Genomic DNA, 22191 nt, shown 5'->3' on the forward strand with positions numbered 1-22191 from the left:
GCATCACGTGACATCAGCCGCCGCTGACGTGGCGGAGGACGGCCAGGACCCGGCGGTTGTCGCTGTCCGAGGACGGCAGACCGAGTTTCGCGAAGATGTTCGCCACGTGCTTCTCCACGACTCCGGCGGTGATGACCAGAGCCGCCGCGATCCCGGCGTTGGATCGTCCCTCGGCCATCAGCGACAGCACCTCACGCTCCCGGGGGGTCAGCGACGCCACCCCGGCGGTGCCCTGCCCGGCCCGCATCAGATGGCCGACCACCTCCGGATCCAGCGCGGTGCCACCGGATGCCACCCGGGTCAGCGCGTCCACGAAATCGGCGACGTCGGCGACGCGGTCCTTGAGCAGGTATCCGACGCCGGTCGGCCGGTCGGCGAGCAGGCGGGTCGCGTAGCGGGTCTCCACGTACTGGGAGAACACCAGCACACCGACGTCGGGATGGTCGCGTCGGATGTCGATCGCGGCACGCAGGCCCTCGTCGGTGTGCGTCGGTGGCATCCGGATGTCGATGATGGCCACATCCGGTACGCGGGCGGCAATCGCGGACCGCAACGCGTCCGCGTCGGCCACCGCCGCGCACACCTCGAAACCGCGGTCGGTGAGCAGCCGGACCAGCCCTTCGCGCATCATCGCGGCATCCTCCGCGATCACCACCCGCATCTCGTCGCCTCCGTTCACACCTGTGTGGGCAGCTCGATCTCGACCCGGGTCGGACCGCCGGTCGGACTGCGTACGCGCATCCGGCCGTCCACGACGGCGATGCGGCGGGCCAGGCCGGACAGGCCGGGACCGTCCGGGTTCGCCCGGCCGATGCCGTCGTCCTCGACGGTCAACATCAGGCGCTCGCCGGATCGGACGACGCCGAGCCCGACACGGGTCGCCCGGCTGTGTTTGGCCGCGTTCGCGAGCAGTTCGGAGGCGCAGAAGTAGGCGATGGTCTCGATCGCGGGCGCCGGGCGGTCGGGCAGCTCGACGGTCACCGCGACCGGGATGGCGCTGCTCGTCGCGAGCGTCGCCAGCGCGTCGCCGAGACCGTTGTCGAGGACCGGTGGGTGGATCCCGCGCACCAGGTCGCGCAGGTCGGCGAGGGCATCCTTCGCTCCGCGGTGGGCGAGCGCGACCAGTTCGCGGGCCTGTGCGAGGTCGGGTGGCGGGCCGTCGACACCGAGCTTCTCGGTCGCCATGCCGAGGTTCATCGCCAGCGTGGCCAGCCGGATCTGCGCGCCGTCGTGCAGATCCCGTTCGAGCCGGCGCATCATCGCGGCCGCGTCGTCGATCGCGCGGGCCCGGGTGACCTGCAGTTCGCGTACCCGCTCGGCGAGCCGACGCGGACCGAGCAGCCGTCGCATCGCGGCAAGGTCCAGTGCCGTGCCGGCCCGCATCAACCACGGTGCGACCAGCAGCATGGCGAGGCCGGCCGCGGCGATGAGGAACGCTCCGGCGAACGTCCGCGTACCGATGGTGCCGAACGGCGTCAGCGCCCACACCGGCCCGAGGCGCGTTCCGGCCGGGTGGTTGCGGAACAGCGGCCACCACACCGGGTAGCTGAGGTTGACCAGGCCGAACACGTAGCAGAACGCGCCGTAGCCCTCGGGGATGGCCAGTGGCACCTTGAGCAGGCCGTACCCGACGGCGCGCCAGCCCGGTCCGTCGGAGACCACGGCGCCGATCCGCTTCGAGAGCCGGGGCGGCGGGGCTTCCACGTGCACGTCGAGCAGCCGGTCGGCGAGTGAGCGATGCACGGCTCCCATCGCGCGCCCGATCGGGGCGGCCAGCACGACCAGGAGCGCGATGGTGAGCGGAAACAGGACCAGGAACACCGGTGCGACGGTAGGTGCGGGCTCGTGGGACATGGCTCCGGTCGCCCACAGGATGAGGACGCCCAGGGCCGGCACGATCGCCGGTACGCCCAGGATCGCGGCCGCACTGACCACGCCGACGACGCAGAACACCGCCCGGCGCAGGGCCAGTGTGGTGAACGGAGCGCGCAGCGCGGTCATCAGCCCATTGTCGTTGGTCACGCGTCGCGATGGCGGAGCAGCACACCGCCGCACAGAATCGCTACCGCCGCGTACCCGCACATCAGCAGCGCGCTGATCCAGCCGGAGAAGAGCCCGGGCACCGGCGAGGTCACCGCGATCGAGTTGAGCAGCATCAACAGCGGGACGAAGCGGCCGACCTGGATTCCGCTCTCGCCGAACAGGCCGGCCACGATCATCGGGACGAACAGCAGACCGAACAGCGCGCCGATCGCGGCGCCCGAGTGCCGCACGATCGTCCCGATGCCGACCCCGATCAGCGCGGTGACGCCCAGGTACACGCCGGTCAGCACGACCGCACGCAGGATCGCCGGGTCTGTCAGGGATGCGGCCGGGATGGCGGTGCCGCGGATGGCGAGCTGCCCGCTGAGATAGCCGGCGAAGCTCGCGACCAGGCCGACGCCGAGCGCCGCGCTGCCGCACACGGCGACCTTCGCGGCCAGGACGATCCGACGCCGCGGGACGGCGGCGAGCGTCGAGCGGATCATCCCGGTGCCGTACTCGCCGGTCACCACCAGGACGCCGAGCGCTCCGAGGAGCAGCTGGGCCACAACGGCGCCGCCGAGGCTGTTGTTCAGGATCTGGGCGGCGGTGGCGACCGGGGTGTGCGACCGGTACCCGAGTCCCACCCCGGCCCCGGCCGCGGCCATCGAGACCACCGCGGCGACCGCCAGCCACCACGTCGACCGGACGCTACCCAGCTTGATCCGCTCCATCCGGGCCGCGTGCCGGAATCCGTACCCGTTCATGACGCTCCCACCCCGCGATAGTCGGTGGCCTCTGAGGTGAGCCGGAAGAACGCGTCCTCCAGGCTGTCGTCGCCGGCGGCGAGTTCGGCGACGGTCGTCTCGGCCAGCAGCCGGCCGCGGCCGATGACCACCAGCCGGTCGGCGGTCAGCGCCATCTCGGCGATCAGGTGGCTGGACACAAACACCGTCCGGCCTTCGGCGGCGAGTCCGCGCAGCAGGTCGCGGATCCAGCGGATGCCCTCCGGATCCAGTCCGTTGACCGGCTCGTCGAGCAGGAGAACGCCCGGGTCGCCGAGCAGGGCCACGGCGACGCCGAGCCGCTGGCGCATGCCGAGCGAGTACGTACCGGCACGCCGCGTTGCCGCGTCGGACAGACCGACGATGCGCAGCACCTGCTCGACCCGGGAACCGGGGATGTCGTTGCTCGCGGCCAGCGCGATCAGGTGCGCACGGGCGCTGCGGCCGGGATGGAACGCCCCGGCGTCGAGGAGCGCGCCGACCGTCTTCAACGGCCAGTTCAGGTCCGGGTACCGGACGCCGCCGATCAGGGCCTCGCCATGGTCCGGGGCATCCAGGCCGAGGATCATCCGCATCGTCGTCGACTTGCCGGATCCGTTCGGGCCGAGAAAGCCGGTCACCACCCCCGGCTGCACCCGAACGCTCAGCCCGTCGACGGCGACCCGGTCGCCGTAGCGTTTCGTCAGCTCACGTAGTTCGATCACACGATCGACGCTAGGCAGCGCCGTCGGCGGTCGGAAGCCGGAAACCATCCGACTCCGCCTGGAGGTTTTCCGCCCCCATGGCGGTCCCGCCCCAGCTAGTTTCCCGTGATCAGCGCCCTGTCATGCCGATGTGCGTCGTCGTGATGTCACCATCGCCTGTCGACCTGGCGGAGCATCGCGTCTTGTTCGGGGTCGGGCAGGAGCTCCCGGACCTCTTGCGCGCAGCGGCAAGCGACGGCGATCTTGGCAGCCCACGCCAGCGCCTCCTCACGTGAGGCCACGTCGACGACCACGAACCCGCCAATGACCTCCTTGGTCTCCGGGTAAGGGCCGTCGGTGACCATCCCGTCCGTGGCCACGACGCTCGCCCGCTGGCTTTCCAGCCCGCCGCCGAACACCCACACGCCGGCGTTCACGGCCTCCTGCATCACCGCGTGCGCGGCCTTGCCCACGTCGGGTATCTCCTCCCCGGGGATGTGGTCCATCCCGCCGGCATCGAACGAAATCAAATACTGCGACATCCCATGACTCCCTTGTCCCGGCGGCCTTCTCCGGCCGCCTCTCACCTGTCCTACGAACGACCCGCCCCGGATCCGACGCCAGGCCAGAAGAATTCTTCACGGGACCCCGCCGCTCGCCGGCTGGGCGCAGAGACGCCCGCGGGGACGAGCCACGATCGCCCTGTCCGGCGGAGTCGGGCCGGCGCGGCACAAACTCGATCGTTCTCCCGAGATCATCGCAGCGGCCCCGCGGCGCAGGCCCGGGAGTTTGTCGTCCCGGTCGGGTAGCTTCGCCAGGTGGTTGATCGAGCGGTCCGACCCGGCGATGTCGCCGTGATGAGGTTGTCAGACGGTGGATATGGAGCATGTCAGGTCACGGGCGTCGATGGCCGAGTGACCTCGGCGTATGCGCTGCGCTGGCATTCCGCGGACCGGCCGAGCCTGGACGACCTGCGCGGCGTTGAGCCGTTGACGCTTGACCACCATGCCCACGACAGCCGCCTTGCCCACCTGTCGATTGGCAGTTGGCATGCGGTGCCGCCGGGGTTCGCGTGGATCGGAAGCCTGCCCGTTCCTGAGGGTGTTCCGGCGTTGTCGAACACGTACTCGGGCTGGCAGTCACTTGCCGACGACGTGGTCAGGCAGCGCCGCTGGGACCGGGAGCTACCGGCGGCAGCGAAGGCCGCCTACCGTGCGGCGGCCACTCGCGGTCAGGTCGACGTCGACTTCGGCGCCGGGGCGGCGACGCTCGGCGCGGCCACCCCTCGACTGGATCTGAGCGGTGCGGGGCCGATGCGGGTGCCCACGTCCGGGCCGGTTCGGTGGTCCGCTCTCGATCAGCTACCCCGCTGCACGGCGTTGACGTGGGCCGGCCCGGACCGCGGCCTCGCCCGCGCGTTGGCAGACCGCCCTGTTGTCTCGTCGCTGACGTGGCGGGACGCTCCGCCGGTCGTGGATCTGACCGATACCGGTCTGCGACACCTGTCGTTGGCTGGCCCGGATGTTCGCGAGCTGCGGCTGCCCCGTGGCCTGCACGGCCTTGAGCTGGCCGCAGTGGACCCGAGTCTGGCCGTGTACGCGGCGGACGGCGGCCGATGGCTGCATCTCATCCTGACCGGCGCCGGCGCGGAAACGACGGTTCCGGCAGGCCTGCACGGTGTTCGAGAGCTCGCCCTGGACGGTGGCGGCACCATCTCCGCCACTGCCGCGCGGGGACTGGCGGAGCTGGAGAGCCTCCGGATCCACTGGCGCAAGCCACCGGGACAGCTGATCGACGCCGCCGTTCTGGCCGGTCTGCCCCAGCTGGCCGTCATCGAGTTTGTCGACGGCTACGGCCTGGGCGCGGACACACTGCCTGACCTGGCGTCGCTGACGCAGCTGAGCATCAGCGGTCTACGCCGATCGATCGTGCTGGCCCTGAGGGCCCGGCACCGCGGCACCGGCGTACGTCTGGTTATCGAAGGCGCGAAGCCCGACACGTGGCTGGCAGCCAACCTGGACAACCCGTTGCGGGACTGGGTGGACGACGACGCCCGAGGCGGGGCCGCCGCCTGCAAGGCATACGCCGGCGCGGTGCGCACCATTGACAAGCTTCCGCAGGATCGTCGTCGGCGTGCCGACGAAGCTGAAGCGGCCTTGCGGAAGCTGGTTGAGTCGCTCAACAGCATCGACCAGAAGTACGAGATCATCGACACGCTTCGTCGAGAGGAAGCCTTCGACGCGTTCATGAAACTCGCCGCCCGGGCTGACGTACCAGCGCATCTGGCCGACCAGTGGTTCGACGATTGGCGTGACTTCTAACCGATGCCGGCCCACTGCCGCCGTCACACTCCTACCCCTGCCGCGGATGGTGTGGTGAAGCCGAAGGTCGTAACCACGTCCTACGGTGGGACCATGGACTGGAAGATTGAACTCATCCCCGTTCCGGTGACCGATGTCGACCGGGCCAAGGCGTTCTATCAGAAGGTGGGCTTCAACGCCGACCACGATCACAGGGTGCACGAGAGCCTGCGGTTCGTGCAGCTGACACCACCCGGCTCGGCCTGCTCCATCGTGATCGGCGAGGGCATCACCGACAAGACTCCCGGCACACAGGAAATCCAGGTTGTGGTCGCCGACGCCGAGGCGGCGCGCCGGCAACTGCTCGACGCCGGCGTCGATGCCAGCGAGGTCGACGTGCAGCCCTGGGGCAACTTCGTCTACTTCGGCGATCCTGACGGCAACAGGTGGTCTCTGCAGGCGATCGAGTCACGCCCCAACGGCTGATCGACGGCCCACAACAGCCCCGGACAATGCACCGATCTGCCGCTGGTCGCGCGGCCGCGGAGTTCGCTGCAGACCGGTCGACTCTGCCGGCACACCGTGAGGCGAAGACCGTGATATCAACGGCGGCATGAACACCGAGTACGCCTACCCGGACGACCTCGTCGAGCTCCGTAACGCCTTCGGTGTGGATGACGCAGGCGAGTCGGCTCTGGGCTGGGCAGGGGTACGCGTCTTCGAAGCAGAGCACGGCATCGTTCTGCCGGAGCCGTACCGGACGTTCGTCGCCGAGATCACGGACGGATCCTTCTCCGGACCGCCGGACTACGGCCTTGTAGGCGTCGCGGAGATCCCCGACGACTGGGGCGACGGCCGCGGTGAGGGCGCGGTCCCATTCGGGGCGGAGTTCGGTCACACCACCGCCAGCCCGGGGTTTGCCGGGTGGGTACGGCATTGGGCAGCTGGCAAGCCCTGGTTCGACGCAGCCTGAGAAACATGACGGTCCGTGCCCTGGGCGGGCGACCACCGCACGACGATCAGCCCTGTGATGTAGTAGCCGTCCTCGCCGACGCGGGTGGCAACGTCGAGTTCGACAGAGGTCGCCGTGGTGCGTAGTCGGTGGACTTCCCAGTGGCCGTATCGCAGGTCGCGTAGCCAGGTTTGCTCGACCTCCTGCGCGACACGGGCCGGTGATGCCGCCGGCTCGGCGATACAGACAGCCGTGACCTGCTGGGCGTGGTCGGGGGCCGTGGACACGGTCACCTCCCGGATCGACGGGCACCGGGACAGGTAGTGGTCGAAGTCGATCGCCATGCCGGAGAGATTGTCCGGATCGGCGGGCATTGCCACGGATGCGACTGCGCGGACCGCGGCGGCGAAAGCTGTTGGATCGGTATCGTGCACTGGCGGTTCTGGGAGGTCGACGGCCTGCACGTCCTCCCACCAAGCCCGGCCCGTGCGTCGGCGCCACCAGTACAGGACGGTCCGATCGTCCGGCCATCCCGCCAGGGCGCCACCGGCCGGCTCGAAGCGGTCCCGCTGAAGGTCGACCGTCCGCCAGTGCGGCTCTCGGCCGTAGTCGGCCGGGTCGGCTCGGTTCTCGTCGAGGCTGTCCTCGTCGCAGGCGCCGTACCTGCCGAAGTTGCGTTGTGCGTCGATCAACGAGGATTTGTTCGCGCCTCGCGCCCGGTACGGCCAACGCAACTGGTAGACATCGTCCTCCCATCGGCACACCGGACAGATTTCGTGTGAGCCCGGCGGATCCCCCAACGTCCGGTAGCCGCAACAGACACACGGGTAGGGGATGTCCATGCGATCAGTGTGCCCGACACCCGTGTCGCACGGGGATAATGGCTTGCCCAGGCGCCGGGCTGAGAGATTGACTGCCCGCCATGTCTTCCCCCTCACCGATCTTCGTCGCGGGTACGGGTCGTTCCGGAACGTCGCGGATCGCCGACATCATCGGCGAGCATCCGCTGATCCATCGGATTCCCATGGAGACCAAGTTTCTCATCGACCCGGGTGGCCTGCGGGACCTGGCCGACGCGCTTACCGATCGATACGACCCCACCATCGGTGAGGATGCCCTGCACCGGCTGAGCGACTTCCTCACCGTGCGAGTGCCCGGCCGGCGCGACGATCGCGGCAAAACCGTTCCCGAGCTGGTCGGCGAGCGGCGCTACCGGGACGCGGTGCAACAGCTCTGGCCGCAGTTGATCGCCGACACATTCGACGAACCTGCGCCCGCGGAAGGCTTCGGCAACGCCGACCGGCCTGCCGGGCCGTTCGAGCCGCCGAGCCGCCGGCGGGTAGTCCCCAGGTATTTCAGCGACCGGAGCGAACTGCTCGGAATCCTGCGGGGGCTGATCGACACCATGTTCGGCGGAGCGGCCGCCGACGCGGGCAAGCCGACCTGGTGCGAGAAGACACCGTTCAACCTGCTGTGCATGGACTTCCTCTGGGAACTCGTTCCCGAAGCGACCATCGTGCACATCAAGCGTCACCCGGTCTCGGTGCTCGCATCCCACCTGTCCCAGCCATGGGCGCCGCCCACCGTCGACGGCGCGCTCGCCTACCTCAAGCCGGTCTACCACCGATGGCTCACCTGGAAGAACTCGGTCGACCTGACGGGCCGGCGATACATCGAGGTGAAAGCAGAAGATCTCGCAGCCGACTGGCCCGGGCAGCGCAAGGCCCTGTTCGAACGGCTCGACGTCGACGACTTCGCCACCCGTTCAACGTTTCAGTCGCACCGGCTGACGAACCGCAACAACCAATTCGATGACGAAACCCGCGAGTACATCGAAGAAGCACTCGGCAAGGTCATCCCGGCCATGGGATATGAGTGAAGGCTCTGGCTCTCCACCTTGACGAGGCCCCGTCGCGCCCTCGAACTGCCGGCGAGCGCTGCTTCAGCCGAACCGCATCGCGGGCTTCATACGGTGGACCGGTGCGTCGAAGCGTGACCGGGCGACGTCCGGTGACCGTTACCCTTCGTAGGGCGCTCCAGCAGGGGAATGCCCAGCGGGATGAGCGGGAGACAGCGACGGTGCCCAAGGCCTACTGGATCACCACCTACCGGTCCATCAGCGACGACAAGAAGGTCGCCGCGTACGCGGAGCTGGCGGGGCCGGCACTGCGCGCCGCCGGCGGCACGGTCCTGGCGCGCGGCCTGCCGGCGTACGCGTTCGAGTCGGGCCTGCTGGAGCGCACGACGCTGATCGAGTTCGACAGCGTCGACGCCGCGCTCGCCGCGCACGAGACCCCTGCCTACCAGGAGGCGCTGCGGGCGCTCGGCGACGGCGCCGACCGCGACCTGCGCATCATCGAAGCGACGCCCTGACGCCGAGCGACGGGCAGACCCGGGGCGGGGCCAGGACGGGGGACGGCGACGGAGGTGAGCCGGCCGCACCTCTAGGCTTGGCGGCATGTTTGCCCGGCACCTCGCACCTGCTCAGTCCCACGGTCCCGGTGCGAGCGCGGGCGGGCAGGGGCGGTGAGGCCGCCCACCGTGCCCCGGCAACGAAACGCATCGCCGGCCCGGCGATCCGGCCTGGCGGACCGCTGCCGGCTGATCGTCGACTCGCGCGCCTTCGACGTCGTGATCGTCGTGGTCATCATGCTCAACGGGGTCGTGCTCGGCTTCGAGACCTACCGCGACCTCGGGGCGGCGCACCCGGCCCTGCGGTGGTTCGAGTGGTTCTTCCGGCTCGTCTTCGTCGTCGAGATCGGGATCCGGGTGCTGGCCTACGGCCGTCGGCCGCAGGACTTCTTCCGGCACGGCTGGAACGTCTTCGACTTCCTGGTGACGGCCACCATCTTCATTCCCGGCCTGCACGGTGACTCGGCGGTGCTGCGGTTCCTGCGGGTCGCCCGGGTGCTGCGGCTGGTGCGGTTCTCACCCGGGCTGCGCACCATCGTGGCGGCGCTGTGGCGGAGCCTTCCCGGTGTCGCGGGCTTCCTCGCCCTGGCCGCGGTCACCCTCTACGTGTACGGCATGGCCGGCTGGTTGATCTTCGGGGAGCGGTACCCGGAGCAGTACGGCGACATCGGCCGCTCGCTGCTGACCCTGTTCGTGCTGCTGTCGCTGGAGACGCTGCCGGATCTGCTCCAGCAGGGCATGGCGGTGTCGCCGTGGACCCTGGTCTACTACGTCAGCTTCGTCCTGATCACGGTGAACCTGCTGCTCAACATCCTGATCGCGGTCATCGTCAACTCCATGGAGGAGGCCCGCCGGCTGGAGATGACCGAGCGGCTGGCACCGGACTACGACGAGGACGGCGACGGGATCCCCGACGAGCTCGACCGGATCGCGCTCACCCAACGGCTGGACGACCTGCGCGCCGTCATCGTCGAACTCGAGCGGGAGCTGCGGATCGACCGCGAGGACGGGCAGGGCCGACCGCGACAGATTCGGGAGCGTGCGGGCTGACATGCAGGACGGCATCGAGTTTCAGCGGAACCAGTACGGCGCGCCTTCCATGCAGACGCCGGATGGGCACTTCCGCGACCTGGGCTCCCAGCTCGTCAGCGACATCCAGACGTACGCCCCGGACTGCCTGGAGCTGCTGCGGTGCATCGACGACGTGACGTCCGGGCGTTCGGCGTACGAGAAGTTCGAGGGCAATTCCGCCGTCGTGCGCTGTACGCCCGATGGTGTGACCGTGGAGAGCCTCGGGCCGGTGCCGTCCGGGACGACCTACACCGTCGGTGAGGCCCGCGACGTGATCCTCCGCTATTTCGACTTCCTGGCGCCGTCGCTCGCCGAGAAGAACCGGCACCTCGCCACCTGGGAGCGGGAGAACGGCCGGCCGTTCCCCGGCCGGGCGCTGCTGCGCCTCACGGACTGAGGTCCGAGGCCGTGAGCCCGTCCGCTCCCGGGTGGCGGCACCGCGGTCGCGCCGGCAGGTCAGCGCCGGCGCGACCGTCGTCTGGTCAGGACAGCTGCAGCCGGGGTTCCAGGATCACCTCGAAGAGCCGGTCCCACGGCAGCTCGACCCGGGCCGACTCGAAGCCGGTCAGGGTCGCCGTGAACGTCTTCGCGCCGCGCCGGCCCAGCAGGACGCGGTGCCCCGCGAAGTGGTCTGCGAAGTACCGCTCGGTCAGCGGCACCAGCCGATCGCGCACCCAGCCGTCGAAGTAGGTCTTCTGCGCGGGGGTGAGCCCCAGCGGGTCCCAGCCCTGCGCCCGCGCGTGCGCGTACGCCTCGACCTGGACGATGTTCTTCCACGGGTCGTCCTTGACGAACCGGTAGAGCAGGTACTCGGCGTGCGCCTGGCCGGGCCCGTGCAGGTCGGGCACGCCGTACCCGCTGCCGGAGGAGCGGAGGTACGCCCATCGGGCGGTGCCGTGCCCGAGTGCCAGGCCGAGGGCGTTGCCGCCGGTGTTCCACCCCGAGTACGACAGCAGCGCCGCGAGGTCCAGGCCGCTCTCCATCCGCGCGACCAGGTCGTGGTCCGCCTTGTTCACGATGATCGGGTCCACCACGATGACCGGGGTGCCGGCGGCCAGCAGCTCGCCGATCCGCCCGGCGAAGGCGTCCAGGTCGGAGGCCCGCTGCCCGGGCGCCGCCGAGGGGGTGTTCACGGCGAGCACGATGTCCGCGTCGCCGCTGACGACGCGTCCTCCCACGGCGGACACGTGCCGGCGGATGTTCTCCGCGAACGGGATGCCCTCCAGTTGGGCCGTCCAGTTCTCGCCGGAGACGCCGGCGTACTCCACCCGGTAGGTGGGCGTGGTGCCGGCCGCGATCACCCGCGCCACCAGCAGCGCGTCGACCTCGTCGGCGCCGGGGAAGATCTCCACCCGGTCGCCGACGCCGAGTTGGGCGACGAGCGCCTCCAGCTCCACCCGCTCGGCCCGGGCCAGGCCGACCGGCGCGGTGTCGTCCTCGGAGAGCACGAGGTGGCTGATGGTGCCGTCGGCGACCCACTCGACCATCAGCCGGTTGACCTGGTGGTTGCGGGCCCGCGCGGCGAGGTAGTCCTCGACGACCTGGTCGGGGATCTGCGCCCGGACGGCGTCGAGCTGGGCCCGCAGCTCCTCCTGCCCGAGGTTCACCACCTGGTCGTAGAGCTTCGCCCAGCTGACCAGCCGGTCGCGGTACTTGTCGAGGTCGGTGCCCGTGCTGGTGACGGCGAGGCGCTGGATGGTGTCGTGCACCTCGATCACCGCGCCCGGCCGGGTCGAGCGCAGGTTCCGGATGGCGGCCAGGTTCTCCAGGGCGGCGGCCAGGGTCGGTGCGGCGGTACGCGAGGCGATGAGGCCGCCGTAGGCGAGCATGCTGACCGAGATCACGTACCCGTCGACCCCGTCGGTGGCGCCGAGCCAGCGGGCGATGGCGGCCCCGTCGCCGGGGGTGAAGAAGCGGCCGAGCAGTTCCCGCGGCGGCAGCTGCACCCGGGCGCCGGCGCTCGCCGCGGTCATCTGCGGGGCGTAGGTGTTGACCGGCCGATCGTCCAACGGAACCAGCGCCACGGTCAGCTGCCGGTCGGCGGGCCCGGCGGAGGCGGGTCGGCCGACGGCCACGGTGGTCAGCCCGGCCATGCCGGCGGCCAGGAGGGTGCGTCTTCTCATGCTCACTTCCTCTTCGTTGAGGCGCTCGCCGCGCGGGGGGTGGCCGGCACGAGCCGGCGGGTGATCCACAGCGGCGAGGTGACGGCGTTGCCCATCACCACCGCGTGCGCACCCGCTTCGAAGGCCCGGTCGATCTGTTCCGTGGTGCGGTACCGCCCCTCGGCGATCACCGGCACGGACAGCAGTGCGACGAGTCGCGCCACGAGCCCGAGGTCGGGCCCGTCAGTCGGTGGGCTGGCCGGGGTGTAGCCGGACAATGTGGTGGCGACGGCGTCCGCGCCGGCCTCGACGGCGGCGACGCCCTCGCTCGTGGTGGAGACGTCGGCCAGGACCAGTGCGTCGGTCCGTTCGCGGATCGCCCGGACCGTGTCGGCGAAGGTGCGTCCGTCCGGCCGGGGGCGGTCGGTGGCGTCGACCGCGACGATGTCCGCCCCGGCCAGCGCCACCTCGAGCGCGTGGGCCGCCGTCGGGGTGATGAAGACGTCCTCGGCGCCGTGCTTGTACAGCCCGATCACCGGCACGTCGACGGCGGCGCGTACCGCTCGCACGTCGTCCGGTCCGTTGACCCGGACCGCCACGGCGCCGCCGCGCACCACCGCGGCCGCCACCCGGGCCTGGACGTACGGGTCCCGCATCGGGTCGTCCGGGTCGTCGGGCAGCGGTTGGCAGGACACCACCAGCCCGCCGGCCAGGTCGTCGAGCACGCTCATCGGCTGGTCCTTTCGATGTCGCGGCTGTCCATGGCCAGTCGGGCCGCGCCGACCAGGACCGCGTCGGCGCCCAGCGCGGCGGGCAGCAGCGGAACGTCGGCCCAGCCCGCGGGCAGGTCGGCCGCGTAGGCGGCCGACGCGGCGGGCAGCAGGGTGTCGGCCGCCCCTCCGGCCACCAGGACGGCGTCGGGATCGAGCAGGGCCACCAACCCCGCCAGGGCCGCGCCGAGGACGGCTCCGGCCCGGTCCACGACCCGCCGGGCGACCCCGTCGCCGGCCGCCGCGCGGTCCGCCACAGTCCGGCCCGTGACCGGGGTTCCGGTCTCGATGGCGTACGCGGCAGCGAGCCCGCTGCCGGAGGCGATCGCCTCCAGGTGCCCGTACCGGCCGCACCCGCACCGCAGCCGTTCGGCCCCCGGGGCCGGCAGGTGCCCGACCTCGCCGGCGGCGCCGCGGGCACCGGCCTCGACGCGGCCGTTCCGGACGACCGCCCCGCCCAGCCCGGTGCCGACGGCCACCAGCAGCACGTGAGCGCGGTCCCGTCCGGCGCCGGCCCAGCATTCGCCGAGCGCCGCGGCGTTCACGTCGTTGGTGACCCGCACGGGTCGACCCAGCCGGGCGGCCAGCGCGTCGGCGACCGGGGTGCCGGCCCAGCCGGGCAGGCTGTCGGTGGCGTACCGGATGCCGCCGGTCGTGGGGTCGACCGCGCCGGCGGTGCCCACCCCCACCGGCCCGACGGCCGCGCCGAGCAGGCCGGTGGCCAGCCGTGCGGCCGCGTCCAGCACCGCCTCGGGTCCGGACCGGGCCGGCGTGGGCGCCTCGCGGCGCTCCAGCACCCGCCCGCCCCGGTCGACCAGCGCGGCCGCCGTCTTGGTGCCGCCGATGTCGATGCCGAGCGCCGGTGTGGTCATCCCTTGAGGCCGGTGTGCGCGAGGCCCTCGACGAACTGCTTCTGCGCGATGACGAAGACCACCAGGACCGGCAGCGCGGTCATCGACGCCGCGGCCAGCTGCACGTCCCACATCGGGCCGCCGTAGGCGTCGACGAACTGGGTGAGCGCCTGGGGCAGGGTGAACTTCTCCGGCGAGGAGAGGAACACGATCGGTTCCAGGTAGAGGTTCCAGCTGTGCAGGAACGTGAAGATGGCCACCGCGCCCAGTGCCGGGCGCGACAGGGGCAGGGCGATCCGCCAGAAGGTGGCGAACCGGCCGAGCCCGTCGACCCGGGCCGCCTCCTCCAGCTCACCGGGGAGGCTGATGAAGAACTGCCGCATGATGAACGTCGCCAGGACGCTCGGCGCGCCGAAGATCGGCACCAGGATCAGCGGCCAGTGGGTGTTGACCAGGCCGAGCTTGAAGAACATCTGGAACAGCGGCACGATCGTCACCTCGCTGGGGATGAGCAGGCCCGCGAGGACGACCAGGAACAACACGTTCTGGCCGCGGAACCGGATGCGTGCGAAGGCGTACCCGGCCAGCGCCGACACGGCCAGGGTGCCGACCGTGACGACCAGCGCGATGTAGAGGCTGTTCAGGTACTGCTGCCCGAACGGCTGCAACTCGAACACCCGCCGGTAGGCGTCGAGCCGCGGGTTGGTCGGCAGCAGGTCCGGCGGGAAGGCGAAGATGTCCGCCACCGGCTTCAGCGACGAGGTGACCATCCACCACGTGGGGAAGACGAACGGGATCGCCAGGACCAGCAGCACCCCGTAGAGCACCAGCTTGGTCCGCCGCGACAGGTCACGACTCATGGAAGACCCACCTCTTGCGCATCTGCCACTGCAGCACGGTGAGGGCGAGCACGATGGCGAACAGCACGATCGACAGCGTGGCGCCGTAGCCGAAGTGATGGAACTGGAAGGCCTGCTGGTACAGGTAGTAGACGAGCACCGTCGTCGAGGTGCCGGGTCCGCCCTGGGTGAGCACCGCGATCTGCGCGAAGACCTGCAGCGACCCGACCACGGTGATGATCGAGGTCAGCAGGATCGTCGGACTGATCAGCGGCACGGTGATCCGCCAGAACTGGCGCAGCCGGCTCGCCCCGTCCACCTGCGCGGCCTCGTACAGCTCGGCCGGCACGCCCTGCAGGGCGGCCAGGAACAGCACCATGTTCAGGCCGACGTTCTTGAACACCTGCACGACGATCACCGACAGCATCGCGGTGCCCTCGCCGCGCAGCCAGTTCGGCCCGTCGATGCCGACGGTGTCGAGCAGGCTGTTCAGCCCGCCGTTGTCCTGTAGCAGGAAGCCCCACACGATGGTCCAGGCCACCAGCGAGACCACCACGGGGGAGAAGAACAGCGTGCGGAACAGGATCGTGCCCCGCAGCCGCTGGTTGAGCAGGACGGCCAGCAGCAACGCCAGGCCGAGGTTGAACACCACCAGGCCGACCGAGAACAGCCCGGTGGCGCGCAGCACCGCGCCGAGGTTGGGATCGTCGGCGAGCGCCTGGTAGTTGTCGGTGCCGACGAAGTCGAAGGTGCCGGCCAGCACATTCCACTCGTGCAGGCTGTACCAGACCACGAGGATCAGCGGCAGGAGCACGAAGACGACGCTGCCGAGCAGTTGCGGGGCGATGAACAGGTAACCGGTGAGCTGGTCCCGGCGGCGGGTGGTCCAGAACGGCCGGGCCCGGCCCGGGGCGGGCCCGGCAGTCGCCGGGCCCACCCTGGTGTCCGTCTGGGTCATGATCGTTTGCCTTACTTCGCCAGCAGCGGCTGGATCTTGGCGCAGACGCCCTCGAGCACGGCCTTGACGTCCGCGTTCGGCTGCCACAGCGGGTCGAGGCCGGCGCGGACCTGCTGGCTCAGCTCGGCCTGGCCGGCGTGGCTGGGCTTGACCACGCCGTTGGTGATGCCGTCGATGACGACCTTCTGCAGCTGCTCCGGCTTGAGCTTCGGGTTCGTCTTGGCGAGCGTCTCGGCGGTCAGCTGCGACTGCCGGGGCGGCGGGAAGAACTGGGCGAGCTTCGCCGAGTTCGTGGGGTTGGTGAGGAAGGACAGGAAGTCGGCCGCCTGCTTGGCGTGCGGGCTCTTCTTCATCACCCCGATGCCGGCCTGGCCGACCACCGCGTAGTTCCCCTTCGGCCCGGCCGGCAGCGGCACCAGGTCCCACCCGAAGCCGCCGTCCTTCAGCAGCGACGCGCGGGAGATCTGGGTGATCGTCATGGCCGAGTCACCGGCGAAGAAGTCGGCCGTCGTGCCCGGGCCGGGCAGCGCCTTCTGGGTGAAGGTGGCCTTGTGCAGGGTGGTCATGGCGTCGACCATCTCCGGGCTGTTGAAGCCACAGGTCTTGCCGTCCTCGCTCCACGCCTGGGCGCCCCACCCGGTCCAGAAGGTGGACAGGTTGTCCCAGCCCTTGTAGTCGAAGTCCCGGATGACCAGCCCGGCCTTGCCGGACTTCGTCCCCGCCGCGGCGGCGGTGGCCAGGGCGTTGTCCCAGGTCCACTGCCCGGCCGCGATCAGCTCGGCGGGGGTCTTCTGCCCGGCCTTCTTGACCATGTCGGTGTTGACGAAGACCCCGAACGGCGAGGTGGAGAAGGGGTACGCGTACAGCTTCCCGTCGTTCTGCCAGAGCTTGAGGGTGGCGGGGGAGAGGTCCTCGTACTGGTAACCCTCGGCCTTCTTGAGCGTGTCGTCCAGCGGCAGCAGCGCGCCCGAGGCGACGAAGTCGGGGGCGGAGTTCTCGAACACCCACGCGAGGTCGGGCGCGTTCCCGCCGGCGATCTGGGTGGTCAGGGTGGTGGTGTAGTTCTCGAACGGCAGCGGGTCGAACTTGATCTCGGCCACGTCCGGGTGGCTCTTGCGGTACTCGTCGGCGATCTCGTTGAACAGCTTGAGGTGCGCCTCGTTGGCCGACCAGACGGTCATCCGCAGCTTCGCCGGGCCGCTGTCGGCGGAGTCGCCACCGCCGCCGCAGGCGGTCAGGGCGAGCGCGCCGGCCAGCGCCACGGCGACGCCGCGCAGGGCCTTTCCTGCTCTCACAATCTTCTCCTCACCGGGGGTGTGTTCAGTAGCCCGCGATCCGCGGCCAGCGCTGTTCCACGCCGGACGCGGTGAGGCGGTCCTGGAAGTCGGCCAGCAGACGGGGGGTGTTGCGGACCGCACGCGGGGACTCGCCCCGCGCCAGACAGAAGTCGGCGAGCAGGCCGGCGACCTCGCCGACGTTCCACTCGACCGGGTGCAGCCGGTAGCTGCCGTTGGTGACGTGGGTGGTGCCGATGTTCTTGCCGGCCGGCAGCAGGTTCTCCATCCGCCGCGGGATCAGCGCCCCGAGCGGGATCTCGAACGGGCAGGAGCCGACGTCGATGTAGTTGTCGCCACCGGTCGACGGGTGCAGGTCGATCCGGTACATGCCCACGCCCACCGCGTCCGGGTAGCTGACCGCGCCGTGGTCGCCCCGCACCGCCAGGGACAGGTCCTGCTCGGCGACGGTGTACTCGGCCCGGATCCGGCGGGACTCGCGGATGTACGGGGCCTGGGCCAGGCCGTCGGAGCTGCCGGTCACGTCGCCGCGCAGCCGCAGGCCGGGGAAGCCCGTGCCGCCGTCCGGCCGGGGCGCCTCCGTCTGCAGCCAGTAGAGCACCGAATACGACAGCTCGCGGGCCTTGGCCAGGTGCCACGACGCGTTCGGCACGTCGATGACCGGACCCTCGAAGTAGTCGATCATCGGCCAGTTGACCAGCGTGATGTCGCTGCCGTACGCGCCGTCGGTGAAGTTACGCCGCGCGGCGATCCGCCGGAACGTCCACAGGTTGCCGTCGCCGGGGTTGACGCGTTGGTCGGCGTTGACGCTCAACGGGTCGTCGTCCGGGTTGGGGGTGAAGCTGCGCTCGACGATCTCCAGCGTGCGCGGGTGCGGCGACTTCCAGGACAGCAGCCGGTCACCCCAGAAGTCGGGCTTGTAGTCGCGCCAGAAGTCGTATCCGGCGGGGCGGTCGATGGTGTGGTCGCCGTCGACGTGGTCGATGGCGAAGCAGACGGAAACCGCCTGCATGTTCATCGGCTGGGCCTCGGCCGGGGCGCTCGGCTCACCGGTCTCCGCCTGCGACTCGAACCCGGTGACGTACTCGGTGCCCGTCAGCGGCAGCAGCTCGCCGGTCTCGGTGGCGTCCAGGACGTACGGCGCCACCACGTCGATCCGCTCGTCCCGGTCGCGGTGCGCCAGCGTCACACCGGTCACCCGGTCGCCGTCGGCCTCCGCGGCGACCGGCCGGTACGGCTGCAGCACCCGCAGCCGGCCCGAACCGCGGTACGGGGCGAGCATCTGTTCCAGGACGGCGACGGCCACCCGCGGCTCGTGGCAGAGCCGGCTCACCCAGCCCGCACCGGGATTGAGGTCGGTCCAGGCCCGGGACCGCTCGGTCAACGGGAAGTGGCGACGGTAGTAGTCGCGGATGCCGTTGCGCAGCTCCCGGTAGCTGGCGGTGGCGCCGAACTGTTCGATCCAGGAGTGCTCGTCCGGCGGGACGGCCTGGCTGGTGAGCTGCCCGCCGAGCCAGTCGAACTCCTCGGTCAGGATGACGGACCGGCCGGCCCGGGCCGCGGCGAGCGCCGCGGCGACACCGCCCAGTCCGCCCCCGACGACGAGGACGTCCGCACGCATGATGACCACTTGCTTCCTTCCAGTTGCGCGGCCGACCGCTCAGCGTCGGTCGACCGCCGGATCAGGGGTGCCGAGGGTGCTGCCCTCGACGAGTTCGCAGGGGAGAAGTCGCTGCTGGAGGCCGCCCGCGCTGCCGTCGATGACCCCCGTCAGCACCTCCACCGACTGCCGGCCCATCTCCTCGCGGGGAATGCGGAACCCGGTGAACGCGATGTCGGTGGGGACCGGGGCCGTCGGGTCGCCGAGGGTCACGATCGACAGGTCGCCGGGCACGGTCAGGCCGCGCCGGCGGGCGGCCGACTCCAGTGCCACCGCCGTGGCGAAGTCCTCCACGAAGGCCACCGTGCTGCCGTCGGCGCGCAGGTCGTCGAGGGTCGCATCGGCCGCCCCGGGCACCGCGGACACCTGGCGGGCGCTCTCCGCGGTGGTCGCGGCGGCGACGAAACCCTGGCGCCGGTCCTGCGAGGACTCGGCGGTCATGCCCATCCCCACGTACGTCAGGCGGCGGTGACCGCGCCGCAGCGCCGTCTCGACGAGCCGGGCCACCGCCGTGCCGTAGTCGGCGCCGACGTAGGGGACCGGCCCGCCGGCGTCGTCGCGGCGCCCGACGGCGACGTACGGGTATCCGTCCCCGTTGAGCCGGTGCAGCTCCGCGCCGGGGATCTCGCGCCCGAGCAGGAGGCACCCGTCGGCCAGGCGCAGCCGGTTGTCCTGGTGGAAGATGCGTCGCCGGCCGTCCACCACCGGTGCGCTGGTGAACAGCAGCAGGTCGCAGCCGACCCGCTCGGCGTACTCCTCGATGCCGAGCAGGAACGGGTGGAAGAAGTCCCGGCTGCCGCTGGGGAAGGCGGGCTCGTACGTGAAGACGCCGATGATCCGGTTGAACCGCGAGGCGAGGCGGCGCGCCACGGGGTCGGCGGCGTAGCCGGTCTCGGCGATGACCCGCAACACCCGGTCCCGGGTCTCCGGGGCGATGCGGACCTCGGCGTCGGTCCGGTTGTTGAGCACCAGCGACACGGTCGCCTGACTGACACCTGCCATCCGGGCGATGTCACGTTGGGTGACACGTCTGGGGGGAGCGGTCACGGCGGGTCCTTCCGGTGCGGCTAATGCGTATTAGCGCTCGGTGTTGGGATGGAGCCTGGCGGGTGGACCGGTGTGTGTCAAGGGGTGGACGAAAGGTTTCGTCGCGATGAACCCGCTGGAGTAATGCGCATTAGCCGTCGAGTCCCCATCGGACCCTTCGGAATCGACGGGGCGCCGGGCCACCTCTTGACAGGAGCGCCGACGGACGCGCAACATTCGAGAAACATAGATGCTAATACGTATTAGCCCCGGCAGCGCCACGGGTCGCTCGCCGGCCGATGTCCCCTGTGTTCTTACGGAGCGTCACTCCGTGCCGCTCGTGTCGTCGATCGAACCGACAGAAGAGGAAGCCGCATGACGAGACCATCCGCCCCGTCGTCCCGCCGGACTGTCCTGGCGACCGCCAGTGCCGGCCTGCTCGTCGCCGCCATGGCCGGCGCCGCACCGGCCGCCGCCGATCCCGGCCTTGACTTCCCCCAGTTCACCTACCAGGGCACCGCGTTCGACAAGAGCACGCTCGCCTACAACCCGACGAACGAGTTCATCTTCCCGAGCGTCATCCGTGCCGCCGACTACTTCCCCAACCCGCTCGGCACCTACTACCTGTACTACGCGCCGCACGAGCGGCCCGGCGGGATCGCCCTCGCGTACTCCGACTCGATCAACGGTCCGTGGACCGAGTACGACGCCAACCCGCTGATCAGCAACACCTGGCTGCCCCACTACTCCACGGTCAGCCACATCTCCTCACCGCACGCGGTGTGGATCGAGGGCGAGCGGAAGCTCTTCCTCTACTTCCACGGCGAAAACCCGATCACCCGGTACGCGACCTCCGACGACGGCATCCACTTCAGCTACGGCGGCACCGCGGTCAGCCGCAACGAGACGACCGGCGGCGAGACCTCCTACGCCCGGGTGTTCGAGCAGTCCGTGCCCCGCCTGGGCACGCGCTACCTGATGCTCTTCATGGACAATCCCACGGGTGGGGCGCCCGGCCCCACCGGGCCGGTGTCCCGCCGGATCCGCTGGGCGGTCTCCAACGACGCGCGCAACTGGACCATGCAGTCCGAACCGATCGTGACCCCGCAGGGCATCGAGGGCCCGAACGCGTCCGGACCGTTCTTCCTGCGCTGGAACGGCCGGAACCTCGTGATCTACCACGCCGCCGACGGCAACATGCACGCGGTGGACGTCGGGGAGGACTTCGACCAGGAGATCCACCTCGGCATCGTGCACGACTCCATGTCGGGCGCGCCCGACCTCGGCCGCTCGGCCGCGCCGACGTTCTACTTCGACGGGCTCACCGCGCACATGTACTACGAGGCCGGCGGCCGGCTGACCGCGACCATCGGGCACGCCACCGCCACCCTGGCGAACCCGTTGCCGGTACGGAAACTGGACTGCGCTGCGGACCGGCCGGTCCTGTGGCCGCCGAACCACGAGCTGGTCGACGTCGACGTGACCGTGGATCTGCACGACGGTGTGCTCGGCCCGAACGCGTTCACCCTGACCGGCGTGACCGGGGGCGACGCCGCGGACGTCAGCGACTTCGCCACCGGCGCACCGGACACGAGCGGCAAGCTGCGGGCCGAACGGGCCGGGAACGGCGGGGACCGGGTCTACCACCTCACGTATGCCGGTCACGACGAGGTCGGCCGGCCGGTCGGCTGCACCGTCACTGTCACCGTCCCGCACGACGAGGGAGGAAACTAGTTGCTGCGTTTGCTGGCGTCGAGGGCGGCCTGCTCCACTCGCTGGCGGTAGTCCAGCCACCATGACTCGTCGGCGGGGGGCAGGTTGTCGTTCCTGGGCAGCAGCCCGGCCGCGCCGTCGATGAGTTCCCGCACGATGTCAGCGTGGCCCGCGTGCCGTTGCGTTTCCGCGATGACGTGGATCAGGACGTGGTGCAACGTGACCGCTGCATCGCCCCACCACGGCACGCGGCCGACATCGTCCAGTGCAAGGGCTTCGATGGTGGTGTCGGCGTGGGCGATCGCGCGACGGTACAGGTCGACGATCTCCTCGCGGCTCTCGTCCGCGGTCGCCCACATGTCGGCATTGGTCTCCGCTCCGTCGCCGACGTACGGCAGTTCCTGCTCGAACGGCCGGCCGAACACGACGCCGAAGTAGAGGGTCTCCATGGCCGCCGAGTGTTTGACCAGACCGAGCAGGTTGGTGGCGGTCCGGGTCAGCGGGCGCCGAATATCGTATTCGCTGAGCCCGTCGAGCTTCCACAGCAGCGCGTCGCGGCCGCCCGTCAAGTAACTGCGCAGGTCTGCCTTCATGGCGGCACTATGGCATCCGGCTCGGTGTCGGCGCTGCCCCGGATCCACAGAGCCCGCGGTAGGGGAAGCCACCCACCACTGGAAGGAACTTCCAGCTCCGGGTCCCGCGCCGAAGGATTTCTTTCGGTCTGTGCCGTTGGTACTGTGCTGCCGTGCCGC

The 22191-nt window shown here is 70.5% G+C and carries 23 protein-coding genes; 8 read left to right on the forward strand and 15 right to left on the reverse strand.

Annotated features, from left to right (window positions below; genetic code table 11):
- Positions 1-13 precede the first annotated feature (13 nt).
- From ABZV78_RS01200 to ABZV78_RS01220, 5 genes are all read right to left on the reverse strand, one after another.
- The gene (locus ABZV78_RS01200; protein WP_355634756.1) at positions 14-661 is read right to left on the reverse strand and encodes a response regulator transcription factor; all 648 of its coding nucleotides are present in this window, start codon (positions 659-661) and stop codon (positions 14-16) included.
- A 14-nt stretch (positions 662-675) separates the two neighbouring features.
- The gene (locus tag ABZV78_RS01205) at positions 676-2022 is read right to left on the reverse strand and encodes a sensor domain-containing protein (protein WP_355634757.1); all 1347 of its coding nucleotides are present in this window, start codon (positions 2020-2022) and stop codon (positions 676-678) included.
- On the reverse strand, positions 2019-2789 hold the full coding sequence (locus ABZV78_RS01210) for an ABC transporter permease (RefSeq protein WP_355634758.1): 771 nt from the start codon (positions 2787-2789) through the stop codon (positions 2019-2021). Before ABZV78_RS01210 ends, ABZV78_RS01205 begins: the two co-directional genes overlap by 4 nt.
- The gene (locus ABZV78_RS01215; RefSeq protein WP_355634759.1) at positions 2786-3511 is read right to left on the reverse strand and encodes an ATP-binding cassette domain-containing protein; all 726 of its coding nucleotides are present in this window, start codon (positions 3509-3511) and stop codon (positions 2786-2788) included. Before ABZV78_RS01215 ends, ABZV78_RS01210 begins: the two co-directional genes overlap by 4 nt.
- Before the next feature lie 146 nt (positions 3512-3657).
- A complete protein-coding gene (locus tag ABZV78_RS01220; RefSeq protein ID WP_355634760.1) occupies positions 3658-4032 on the reverse strand; it encodes a YciI family protein in 375 nt (124 codons plus the stop codon).
- 372 nt (positions 4033-4404) lie between these two features.
- On the opposite strand from ABZV78_RS01220, the gene ABZV78_RS01225 reads away from it, so the two are divergent.
- The 3 genes from ABZV78_RS01225 to ABZV78_RS01235 all read left to right on the forward strand — a co-directional run bounded on the left by ABZV78_RS01225 (position 4405) and on the right by ABZV78_RS01235 (position 6763).
- Complete coding sequence (locus ABZV78_RS01225) at positions 4405-5811, forward strand: hypothetical protein (RefSeq protein WP_355634761.1); 1407 nt, start codon at positions 4405-4407, stop codon at positions 5809-5811.
- 93 nt (positions 5812-5904) lie between these two features.
- A complete protein-coding gene (locus tag ABZV78_RS01230) occupies positions 5905-6276 on the forward strand; it encodes a VOC family protein (RefSeq protein WP_355634762.1) in 372 nt (123 codons plus the stop codon).
- A gap of 127 nt (positions 6277-6403) precedes the next feature.
- On the forward strand, positions 6404-6763 hold the full coding sequence (locus ABZV78_RS01235) for a hypothetical protein (protein ID WP_355634763.1): 360 nt from the start codon (positions 6404-6406) through the stop codon (positions 6761-6763).
- Here ABZV78_RS01235 and ABZV78_RS01240 read toward each other — a convergent pair.
- Complete coding sequence (locus ABZV78_RS01240; protein WP_355634764.1) at positions 6685-7584, reverse strand: CPCC family cysteine-rich protein; 900 nt, start codon at positions 7582-7584, stop codon at positions 6685-6687. The genes ABZV78_RS01235 and ABZV78_RS01240 overlap by 79 nt on opposite strands.
- Positions 7585-7664: 80 nt before the next feature.
- Between ABZV78_RS01240 and ABZV78_RS01245 the strand changes: the two genes are divergently transcribed.
- From ABZV78_RS01245 to ABZV78_RS01260, 4 genes are all read left to right on the forward strand, one after another.
- Positions 7665-8621 (forward strand): sulfotransferase, encoded by a 957-nt coding sequence (locus tag ABZV78_RS01245; protein ID WP_355634765.1) that lies wholly within the window; start codon positions 7665-7667, stop codon positions 8619-8621.
- A gap of 200 nt (positions 8622-8821) precedes the next feature.
- Positions 8822-9115 (forward strand): DUF1330 domain-containing protein, encoded by a 294-nt coding sequence (locus ABZV78_RS01250; RefSeq protein WP_355634766.1) that lies wholly within the window; start codon positions 8822-8824, stop codon positions 9113-9115.
- A 153-nt stretch (positions 9116-9268) separates the two neighbouring features.
- Positions 9269-10204 (forward strand): ion transporter, encoded by a 936-nt coding sequence (locus tag ABZV78_RS01255; protein ID WP_355634767.1) that lies wholly within the window; start codon positions 9269-9271, stop codon positions 10202-10204.
- Positions 10194-10622 carry a hypothetical protein gene (locus ABZV78_RS01260; protein WP_355634768.1) on the forward strand — a complete coding sequence of 143 codons (429 nt, stop codon included), beginning with the start codon at positions 10194-10196 and terminating at the stop codon, positions 10620-10622. Before ABZV78_RS01255 ends, ABZV78_RS01260 begins: the two co-directional genes overlap by 11 nt.
- Positions 10623-10707: 85 nt before the next feature.
- Here the strand turns inward: ABZV78_RS01260 and ABZV78_RS01265 are convergent, their stop codons facing one another.
- The 8 genes from ABZV78_RS01265 to ABZV78_RS01300 are packed head-to-tail and all read right to left on the reverse strand — an operon-like array spanning position 10708 to position 19747.
- Positions 10708-12348, reverse strand: a complete 1641-nt coding sequence (locus tag ABZV78_RS01265) for a DUF4127 family protein (protein WP_355634769.1) — start codon at positions 12346-12348, stop codon at positions 10708-10710.
- 2 nt (positions 12349-12350) lie between these two features.
- A complete protein-coding gene (locus tag ABZV78_RS01270; RefSeq protein WP_355634770.1) occupies positions 12351-13058 on the reverse strand; it encodes a putative N-acetylmannosamine-6-phosphate 2-epimerase in 708 nt (235 codons plus the stop codon).
- Positions 13055-13969, reverse strand: coding sequence for an ROK family protein (locus tag ABZV78_RS01275; RefSeq protein ID WP_355634771.1), 915 nt, complete (start codon positions 13967-13969; stop codon positions 13055-13057). The genes ABZV78_RS01270 and ABZV78_RS01275 overlap by 4 nt, the downstream gene beginning before the upstream one ends.
- Positions 13966-14808: a carbohydrate ABC transporter permease gene (locus ABZV78_RS01280; protein WP_091257740.1), complete on the reverse strand. Its 843-nt coding sequence runs from the start codon at positions 14806-14808 to the stop codon at positions 13966-13968. Before ABZV78_RS01280 ends, ABZV78_RS01275 begins: the two co-directional genes overlap by 4 nt.
- Positions 14798-15745 (reverse strand): sugar ABC transporter permease, encoded by a 948-nt coding sequence (locus ABZV78_RS01285; protein ID WP_355634772.1) that lies wholly within the window; start codon positions 15743-15745, stop codon positions 14798-14800. Before ABZV78_RS01285 ends, ABZV78_RS01280 begins: the two co-directional genes overlap by 11 nt.
- 11 nt (positions 15746-15756) lie before the next feature.
- Positions 15757-17040: a sugar ABC transporter substrate-binding protein gene (locus tag ABZV78_RS01290; RefSeq protein WP_355634773.1), complete on the reverse strand. Its 1284-nt coding sequence runs from the start codon at positions 17038-17040 to the stop codon at positions 15757-15759.
- A 25-nt stretch (positions 17041-17065) separates the two neighbouring features.
- On the reverse strand, positions 17066-18661 hold the full coding sequence (locus ABZV78_RS01295; RefSeq protein WP_355634774.1) for an FAD-dependent oxidoreductase: 1596 nt from the start codon (positions 18659-18661) through the stop codon (positions 17066-17068).
- Positions 18662-18700: 39 nt separating this feature from the next.
- Positions 18701-19747 carry a LacI family DNA-binding transcriptional regulator gene (locus tag ABZV78_RS01300; RefSeq protein ID WP_355634775.1) on the reverse strand — a complete coding sequence of 349 codons (1047 nt, stop codon included), beginning with the start codon at positions 19745-19747 and terminating at the stop codon, positions 18701-18703.
- A gap of 354 nt (positions 19748-20101) precedes the next feature.
- On the opposite strand from ABZV78_RS01300, the gene ABZV78_RS01305 reads away from it, so the two are divergent.
- Positions 20102-21460 carry a hypothetical protein gene (locus ABZV78_RS01305; protein ID WP_355634776.1) on the forward strand — a complete coding sequence of 453 codons (1359 nt, stop codon included), beginning with the start codon at positions 20102-20104 and terminating at the stop codon, positions 21458-21460.
- On the opposite strand, the gene ABZV78_RS01310 is transcribed toward ABZV78_RS01305, so the two are convergent.
- Positions 21457-22032, reverse strand: coding sequence for a DinB family protein (locus tag ABZV78_RS01310; protein ID WP_355634777.1), 576 nt, complete (start codon positions 22030-22032; stop codon positions 21457-21459). The genes ABZV78_RS01305 and ABZV78_RS01310 overlap by 4 nt on opposite strands.
- Between the last annotated feature and the right edge of the window lie 159 nt (positions 22033-22191).

Origin of the sequence: Micromonospora sp. NPDC004540 (genome assembly GCF_040610095.1) — a bacterium.
Lineage (GTDB): Bacteria > Actinomycetota > Actinomycetes > Mycobacteriales > Micromonosporaceae > Micromonospora.

What these genes read in the sequence shown, in the direction of transcription:
- ABZV78_RS01200 (WP_355634756.1), bottom strand. Translation starts at nt 661, where the DNA reads ATGCGGGTGGTGATCGCGGAGGATGCCGCGATGATGCGCGAAGGGCTG.
- ABZV78_RS01210 (WP_355634758.1), bottom strand. Translation starts at nt 2,789, where the DNA reads ATGAACGGGTACGGATTCCGGCACGCGGCCCGGATGGAGCGGATCAAG.
- ABZV78_RS01220 (WP_355634760.1), bottom strand. Translation starts at nt 4,032, where the DNA reads ATGTCGCAGTATTTGATTTCGTTCGATGCCGGCGGGATGGACCACATC.
- ABZV78_RS01230 (WP_355634762.1), top strand. Translation starts at nt 5,905, where the DNA reads ATGGACTGGAAGATTGAACTCATCCCCGTTCCGGTGACCGATGTCGAC.
- ABZV78_RS01235 (WP_355634763.1), top strand. Translation starts at nt 6,404, where the DNA reads ATGAACACCGAGTACGCCTACCCGGACGACCTCGTCGAGCTCCGTAAC.
- ABZV78_RS01240 (WP_355634764.1), bottom strand. Translation starts at nt 7,584, where the DNA reads ATGGACATCCCCTACCCGTGTGTCTGTTGCGGCTACCGGACGTTGGGG.
- ABZV78_RS01245 (WP_355634765.1), top strand. Translation starts at nt 7,665, where the DNA reads ATGTCTTCCCCCTCACCGATCTTCGTCGCGGGTACGGGTCGTTCCGGA.
- ABZV78_RS01265 (WP_355634769.1), bottom strand. Translation starts at nt 12,348, where the DNA reads ATGAGAAGACGCACCCTCCTGGCCGCCGGCATGGCCGGGCTGACCACC.
- ABZV78_RS01270 (WP_355634770.1), bottom strand. Translation starts at nt 13,058, where the DNA reads ATGAGCGTGCTCGACGACCTGGCCGGCGGGCTGGTGGTGTCCTGCCAA.
- ABZV78_RS01275 (WP_355634771.1), bottom strand. Translation starts at nt 13,969, where the DNA reads ATGACCACACCGGCGCTCGGCATCGACATCGGCGGCACCAAGACGGCG.
- ABZV78_RS01280 (WP_091257740.1), bottom strand. Translation starts at nt 14,808, where the DNA reads ATGAGTCGTGACCTGTCGCGGCGGACCAAGCTGGTGCTCTACGGGGTG.
- ABZV78_RS01285 (WP_355634772.1), bottom strand. Translation starts at nt 15,745, where the DNA reads ATGACCCAGACGGACACCAGGGTGGGCCCGGCGACTGCCGGGCCCGCC.
- ABZV78_RS01295 (WP_355634774.1), bottom strand. Translation starts at nt 18,661, where the DNA reads ATGCGTGCGGACGTCCTCGTCGTCGGGGGCGGACTGGGCGGTGTCGCC.
- ABZV78_RS01305 (WP_355634776.1), top strand. Translation starts at nt 20,102, where the DNA reads ATGACGAGACCATCCGCCCCGTCGTCCCGCCGGACTGTCCTGGCGACC.
- ABZV78_RS01310 (WP_355634777.1), bottom strand. Translation starts at nt 22,032, where the DNA reads ATGAAGGCAGACCTGCGCAGTTACTTGACGGGCGGCCGCGACGCGCTG.